Origin of the sequence: Emticicia sp., assembly GCF_043780375.1 — a bacterium.
Lineage (GTDB): Bacteria > Bacteroidota > Bacteroidia > Cytophagales > Spirosomataceae > Emticicia.
Genome location: NZ_JAYWCU010000166.1, coordinates 21,195 through 27,842, shown reverse-complemented (window position 1 = coordinate 27,842; position 6,648 = coordinate 21,195). Strand labels below are relative to the sequence as shown.

At 37.1% G+C, this 6,648-nt stretch carries 3 protein-coding genes; all 3 read right to left on the bottom strand.

What is annotated here, in order from left to right; all coding sequences use genetic code 11:
• Nucleotides 1-309: 309 nt before the first annotated feature.
• From ACH2CJ_RS13240 to uvrA, 3 genes are read right to left on the bottom strand one after another with little or no spacing between them, the layout of a single operon-like run.
• A complete protein-coding gene (locus ACH2CJ_RS13240) occupies nucleotides 310-3,075 on the bottom strand; it encodes a carboxypeptidase-like regulatory domain-containing protein (protein ID WP_394993331.1) in 2,766 nt (921 codons plus the stop codon).
• 23 nt (nucleotides 3,076-3,098) lie between these two features.
• The gene (locus ACH2CJ_RS13235; RefSeq protein ID WP_394993329.1) at nucleotides 3,099-3,725 is read right to left on the bottom strand and encodes a hypothetical protein; all 627 of its coding nucleotides are present in this window, start codon (nucleotides 3,723-3,725) and stop codon (nucleotides 3,099-3,101) included.
• Between the two features lie 3 nt (nucleotides 3,726-3,728).
• Nucleotides 3,729-6,620, bottom strand: a complete 2,892-nt coding sequence (gene uvrA / locus ACH2CJ_RS13230; protein ID WP_394993327.1) for an excinuclease ABC subunit UvrA — start codon at nucleotides 6,618-6,620, stop codon at nucleotides 3,729-3,731.
• Between the last annotated feature and the right edge of the window lie 28 nt (nucleotides 6,621-6,648).

Sequence of the window (6,648 nt, the reverse complement as noted above, 5' to 3'; positions counted from 1 at the left end):
AGAACTGAAATTCCGACGCTTGTTTTTACTCATTGTTTTGAATGTTTAGACAGTGATTACTCAATTATCTTGCCTGTCTAAATTTTGGGGTACATTATAAAATACCAGAGAAATTTGTAAAACAATATTTGATAGATTTAAAACCTATTTTTAAGACAGTACCTATTCCACACGATTCTATCAGAAAAATAACAAGAAGTTTTCCCTTGTTTATAACACTAAAAAATGACAAAATTCAAAAAATAATGAAAGAGTTATAAAAATCACAACAAAACCACCTCAAAAGGGTGGTTTTGTTGTGATTTTGTTTTACCTTTTCACTTCCACGAAAACCTCTGAAGTTTCATTGCCATTTTTTACTAAAATCCTGTAAACTCCTGCATTATCAGCAGCATGAAAAGAGAAGGTATTCTTAGAAAGTTTAGGTTGCCAAAAAATAGTAGTTCTCATGTCAGGCTTGCTTGATTCTTTCACTTGTGCAGTTCCGTAATTTGGACTAAAAAATGGTTTTACTTCTTGAAAACCAATTATTGTCAGTTGTTTTGCACTTGCTTTCAGCCCAGCAATATTTCTTTCGGACGGTTTTGATACTGACGATTTTGTATAAATCGCAATCACACCATTTGCTCCGCGTGAGCCAAACATGGCACGAGAAGTTTTTAACACTTCGATGCGGTCGATGTTATCAAAATTAACACTCAACAACGAATTTACGTCTTCAACAGGAAAACCATCAATTAAATACAATGGTGCAGAATCGCCCTCTATTGAATTTTGTCCACCCCGTATTCTTACTTTTATTCTCCCATCGGCATAAGTAATCTGAACACCTGGTACTTTTCCCTGCAGAGCCAAAACTGGGTTCATCCCGATCAATGCTGGGCCCATGTCTTTGGCATAAACCGTGAAATCAGGATTTCCATAAATAGGTTTACTCACAAATTGCTTTTCTGTTCTTTTGGTTCTTATACTCACCTCATCAAGATGAATAGCATCTTTTGGTAAATCAATATCTTTTTCTATGAAAACTGTTTCATTCAAGTCTTTTATTTCAAAAGAAAGTGCCGTGACTGACGATTTTATGATTGGAAATTCTTCAATATCAAATAATATTTTATTTAATAAACGCCCTTTCAAGTCAGTTGCTTGGTAATTAATATCGGTGGTATCACTTAGTTGAATGCCCGAAACTGAAAATCTCCCTTCGGTGTCTGTTTGAGCTGTTACAGTATATTGTGCTTTTCCAAAATAAAAAACCAAATTGGCTAATGTAGGTTTTTTATTTTTGTCTAAAACTTTTCCAGAAAGAGTCAAACCCGTTTCGGCTAAATACTTAAAAGCAGGAAGAATTTTGAAACTTGATACCGAAAGAAATGATTTTGCTTTTGTTTCCAAAGATTTTACTCGGCGAATTACCATCGAATCGGTTACCGAAACAATTAAATTTTCAGCTTTGAGTCCTTCAATCTGAACTATTATTTTTTCTCGTGATTGATACGTTTTTTTGTCGGTAATAAGTTTTATTGAAGAATTGTTTGTAACATTGTTTTTATCTAACGGGCGGCGTTCCGCAATGTACTGTTTTGGTGAAATAACTGGCACAATATGCTCAAAAATGGTCGAATCACCAAAGTTTAGCATCCATTTCGTGTATGCTCGAAGACGATAATTTCCTAACAAAAGATTGGAGGGAAGATTCAGCATCCCTTGAAAATGCAATGAATCTACACGGTACTTCTGGCGGCTAATCAACTCATTTTGTGGATTTATCCATTCCACATAAACTACTTTACTAATCGAATCGCTCATCGAGACATCAGCATAGAGCATTTTTCCCGAAAACCACAGATTTTCGTTTGCATGATAATAAGATTTATTAGTCGAAAGCTGTACTTGTTCTTGCAAACGCCAAACACTTTTTTGCGTTGTAGAATCAAGTTCTATATTGGTTTTGGTTTGTGGAATTTCTCGCTGAGTAGTTTCGCTTGGCAAATAATCAAGTGGTAGCATTTCTGCCAAACGTTTGTTGCTCATAAAGCCTGAAACGACCAAATCTTTAGGATTTTGGATAACGCCATTGTCGTTAAAATCTAAATCCTTGGAGGCTTCTACCCACGAAATCATACGGTTATCATCTCGATAAAACTGCCCATTGAAATACGGACTCGCAAAATGCAATTCGATGCGTTTCGGGAGTTTTATGCGGAATTCGTTAGCAATTCTCCCTTTTTTGATGAGAGAATCTAAGCTAATCGACAAGATACTTTTTCCCAATTGTCCATAAAAATTGCCCAAACGATTAGCTGGATTAAAGCCAACAGCATCAACAAAAGCCTCGTAGCCTTCTGCCTTCAATTTTTGATTTGCCAATGACCAAAACAAATGTCGGTCAGAGCCTTCAAAAGCCATTTTTTTATTTATAATCCAGTTTTTTTGCTCTTTTTCGCTGACAGGTTTCAACTCCTCAAAACGTGCATAACCTTGGTATTGAATTTCATCATTTGATAACAAAAAACTAGTCAACGTAAAAAAAACACGGTAGCCCAAAGCCAAGTTTTCGAGTTCGATTGGCCGAGTAGTTGTTGCCTTTAAAATACCTTTAATCTCCTCAAAATCAATGAGATAGCTATCTTTAATCGTACAAGATTTTGCTAACGGAGTTTCACCTAAAATAGCCTTAGAAAAACGTTGAAATTGTTTTTCCCAAGTTTTATCTCGACTACTCGAAACCTTCACTTCGCTTAGTTCCTGCTCATTTGGATTGAGTGTAAAGTCTATTTCTTTTATTGTTACATTTTCTTCACGAATAGTCTGCCGTGCGGGAGCGTAACCGAGCATCGAAACCGAAATAACGACCGTACCGAAGGGGATTTTTGTGAGTGTATATTCGCCTTTTTCGTTAGTTGTTGTGCCTTTGGTTGTGTTGGCGATAAATACATTAGCAAAAGGCACGACCTCAGCTGTTTTAGCATCTCGCACTACGCCCGAAACTGAAAATGTTTGAGCAGAAATAGAAGAAATTATAAAGAAAAAAAAGAAGATTAAGCAAAAGTTTTGGCGGTAAAATAGCGTCATTATTATTAGCAGTAAAGTGCAACTCAGGTTTGTTTCTCAAAAGTAAACGAAATTATTAGTTGATAAAATATATTTCGGTCAAATTCTTTGTCGAAACGCTTTACTGAATCAAATACTTGGCTGCCGTCGGGGTGAAGGTCGAGAGGAAAGAAATCGTTATTTTCGGTAGCAATCGTTTCTAAGTCAAAACCCGTTATTTCAAGCATAACTTGTTGATAATGAGCATAAAAGCCTTTTGCTTGAATGTATTTCAATGACTGTCCAAATGCAATTATCCATTCGGTTTTATGCCACAGAAAATGAAAAATGCTGCCTTTTTGAAAGTTTTTATCGAAAATTATGGCGATATAAATGAGTCTTTCTTCTATACTTAAAGAAGCAAAAAAATCGTCGTAAAGACTTCCATTTTGCTTCCAGTTTTCTTCTTTTGGACGAATATTCTTACGAAAAATTTCTTTTAATTGTAAGTCTGGCGTAGCACTTTCAAACTCAATTTGGATTTTCTCAGAAAACACTTTTTTTTGAAATAAATTGAAAAATCCACAATTGGAGTCATGCTCATTTTTAGTTACTTTTCGATTAGATTTTAACAATCGAAGAGCAAAAACCAAGAGCAACATTAGCTTGAATATGACCCAAAAGTGTTTCATGGTTTAAACCTTCACTTTCAAAAAATCTGCCGTATAGTTTCCTTCGAGTTTTATCATTTCTTCGGGCGTGCCTTCAAAAGTCAAATAACCGCCTTTTTCGCCACCTTCAGGGCCTAAATCTATTATCCAATCTGCCGATTTGATGATTTCCATGTTGTGTTCAATGATAATAACCGAATCGCCTTGGTCAACTAAAGCATTGATGGCTTTGAGCAATTTCTTGATGTCATGGAAATGCAAGCCAGTAGTTGGTTCATCAAAAACAAAGAGTGTTTTGCCTTTATCGGCATTGCCTTTACTCAAGAAAAACGCCAATTTTACACGTTGAGCTTCGCCGCCCGAAAGTGTGCTTGATGATTGTCCTAAGCGAATATATCCGAGTCCTACATCTTGAAGTGGGCGAAGTTTGTCGGCTAATTTTGGCTCACTTTTGCTAAAAAACTCAATTGCTTCATCAACCGTCATTGCGAGAATATCAGAAATGTCTTTTTCATTGTATTTGACTTCCAAAATCTCTTGTTTGAATCTTTTTCCGCCACAACTTTCGCATTTTAGGCGTACATCTGCCATAAATTGCATCTCAATTGTCTGCTCTCCTTCACCTTGACAAGCTTCGCAACGACCGCCATCAACGTTGAATGAGAAGAAAGCTGGTTTGTAATCTCGTGCTTTTGAGAGTTGTTGTTCAGCCATCATTTGGCGAATATAATCATAGGCTTTGATGTACGTAACAGGGTTCGAGCGAGACGATTTTCCGATTGGATTTTGGTCAATCATTTCGACTTGTGTGATGCGGTCGAGCGAACCAATCAAGCCCGAATATTTTCCTGCTTCTTCGCTATATTCTCCTTTCAAGCGAGCAATGGCTGGAAACAAAATTTTACGAACTAAAGTCGATTTTCCTGAGCCACTCACGCCTGTAACGACCGTAAGCACACCCAAAGGAAATTTTACGTCCAATTCTTTTAAGTTATTTTCTCTTGCTCCTTTTATTTCGACAAAATCTATTGGTTTTCGTCGTTGCGTTGGTACATGAATTTGGTCTTTTCCTGTTAAAAAATTGATAGTGTGAGAAACCACTCCTCCCACCCCTGATAGGGGAGTTGTTTTATTAATATCCTCCCAATTTCCCTGAAAAACCAGCTCTCCTCCAAGTGTACCCGCATCGGGACCAATATCTATAATTTGGTTTGCGGCACGCATTACTTCTTCTTCGTGTTCAACTACTATCACCGTATTTCCCATGTCTCGCAGCGATTCCAATACACTCACTAAACGTTGAGTATCTCTTGGGTGAAGTCCAATACTTGGCTCATCGAGAATATACATTGAACCAACTAAGGCACTTCCGAGTGATGTTGCTAATTTTATGCGTTGAAATTCACCACCCGAAAGACTCGAAGTAAGCCGATTTAAAGTCAAATAGCCTAAACCAACTCGCTCCATGTATTCGAGGCGAGTATTTATTTCGATCAAAATCCGTTTCGACACAGCTTGTTGATAATCAGGCAGTTGTAAAGTTTTAAAGAAATTTATTACATCTGACATTGGCATCAAAACCAAGTCTGTAATTGATGCTCCACCTACTTTTACAAAGCTTGCATCTTTACGTAAACGTGAGCCTCGACAATCGGGACAGTCGGTACGGCCACGGTAACGAGAGAGCATCACTCGGTACTGAACTTTATATACTTGGCTTTCAATATCAACAAAAAAAGCATCCAGCCCTTGAAAGAATTCATTTCCTGTCCAGAGCAAGTGCTGTTGTTGTTTAGTAAGATCTTTGTAAGCACGATGAATTGGGTAGTCGAAACGAATACCATTACGAAGTAAAGGTGCGAGCCACTCGCTCATACGATCGGTTCGCCATGGGGCAATTGCTCCTTCAAATACCGATAAATTTTTGTCAGGAATCACTAATTCTGGATCAATTCCTAAAACTTTTCCGTAACCTTCGCAGCGTTTACAAGCTCCGTAAGGATTATTAAAGGTAAATAAATTGACACTTGGTTCTTCAAAAACAATGCCGTCTAATTCAAATTTATCAGAAAAAATTTTACGATTTGTCTGCTTCTCTCCTATTTCATTCGTAGAAACGATATCAACAACACATTCACCTTCTCCCTCAAAAAAAGCAGTTTGCACCGAGTCAGAAAAACGAAATTGAGTATCTTCATCATCATGTTTTACAACGTTTCGGTCTATCAGAATTTCTAATCTTTGTTTGTCCGAAAGTTTTATTTTTTCGCTCAGAATTTCTTCAATTTGCTTTACTTCGCCATCAACCGCAATGCGAGTATAACCTTTATGAAGCAGTAGCTCTAATTCTTTTTCTATTTCTCTGTCTTCTTTTACTTTAAAAGGTGTCAGTATCATTATTCGAATACCTTCATCGTGCGAAAGAATGAAATTTACGACATCTGTAACAGTATCTTTTTTGACTTCTTTGCCCGAAACTGGTGAATAGGTGATTCCTGCACGAGCAAAAAGTAATTTGAAATAATCGTAAATCTCAGTTGTAGTACCAACCGTTGAACGAGGGTTTTTGGTAGCTACTTTTTGTTCGATGGCAATGGCTGGAGAAACACCTTTGATATAATCAACATCGGGTTTTTCCATCCTTCCCAAAAACTGACGAGCATAAGAACTCAAACTTTCAACGTACATTCGTTGGCCTTCGGCAAAAAGTGTATCAAAAGCCAATGATGATTTTCCACTACCCGAAAGCCCTGTAATAACAACTAATTTATTGCGAGGAATAGCTACATCAATGTTTTTGAGATTATTTACTTTCGCCCCTTTGATGATAATATAGTGCTTAGGGTCAAGCGTTTCAACTTCGGGATACTTAATATTATGCGGAACACAGCCCGTTGCTTCTTGGATATTATTCATTCAGTTTTTTAGAATAAACTCGAACTCT